Source organism: Streptococcus sp. KR (genome assembly GCF_002238115.1).
Taxonomy (GTDB): Bacteria; Bacillota; Bacilli; order Lactobacillales; family Streptococcaceae; genus Streptococcus.
The window spans coordinates 1-1,240 of record NZ_NGVM01000065.1 but is presented as its reverse complement, the minus strand read 5'-3'; the positions used below and the strand labels follow the sequence as shown (position 1 = coordinate 1,240).

Below are 1,240 nucleotides of genomic sequence, written 5' to 3'. Positions count from 1 at the left end.
CATCAAGTCACTTTCCTGATACCAGCCACCTTTCTCCTGAAGATGCAACGTGGTTGAAGGAAAACTGGAATAATATAGGGTTTTCAGTAGAGTCTAGAAAACAAATGGTTATTGATTCGGACAAAACAGTGACCTATGAAAAACCTTCCAATCCTCTTGGAGATGGTAGGGAGCCTAAAAAACAAATTCAGAGCACAGAAAAAGCTCCTGAGAACTCTCAGGAGCAAATGAATGATAGGGCCAGTGGTGGAGAGGGCTATTCACAGCATGATGCTGTAGGCAGTGCCGAACCTGAAGCTGAATTATCAGCAACCTTTGAGCAAACTGTTGCCAGTCACCCGACATCACCCTATTGTTACTTACATTTTAGCACAACTTTTGAGGAAGTGCAACGAAGACAATCGAAATACCATCCAATTACATCTGATGATTTGAAAAGAATGAATCAGTACGCTGGTTCTATTCAGAAATCATCTCAATGGTATTTAGAGGAATTAGCGAATAGTAAAATCTATTATTTCTATTCCAATAATGGAGAGGTGAGTTTGCTAGATGTTAATTTTAAACGAGAAAACTTTTTACACTTAACAGGAATCAGGCCAGTTGTTTCAGGTAGGAATGCTGGAGATTTTGTAGTCGATTTTGCTGAGGGAAGGGGAGACTATAATCAAATACTGGTTAGTAATAGTCTAAAAGAAAAATTACAAGTTATTCCTATGTTAGAGGATATTCTTGATCCTAAATCGTTTGTTTTGGATAACTTAGACGAAGTGAGAATTGCGCAACGACTTAACTTTTCAGAAGCTATCAAGAGTAAAGACGAGGATTTCTTGCTTCTTTTCAAAGATATAGGAGAAGAACATGTCCCTGCATCTCTCATGAAAATCAAGAGAGATCTAAAAGTTGATGTAGAGAAAACTAAGGAAAAAGTTATACTTGCTGTCTTTCGTGAACGTGATGGTAATATTGAACAGTTGTCTATCAATGAGGATTATGTCAAGGATAGAGGAAATGAGTTGCAAACCATTTTGAAAGATGGCTTGTTTGAAGAAATCAAGCTTGATACAACTAAGGGAATTGAACAAATAACTCCTGAAAACACACTGAATAGCTTACTACTTGATTCAGCTACGTTTACTCAAGTCTTAGATACTGTCTATAATTTAGGTGTGCCAGGTGACATCTCAAAAACTCCAGAAGAATTTCATCAAGCCTGGAATCAGTATCTTGACTATGCGAA

General features: G+C 37.4%; 1 protein-coding gene. It reads left to right on the top strand.

The window, feature by feature from the left end:
• A partial coding sequence (locus CBI42_RS10795) for a PBECR4 domain-containing protein (protein ID WP_256963786.1) occupies window positions 1-1,240 on the top strand: 1,240 nt, incomplete at both ends.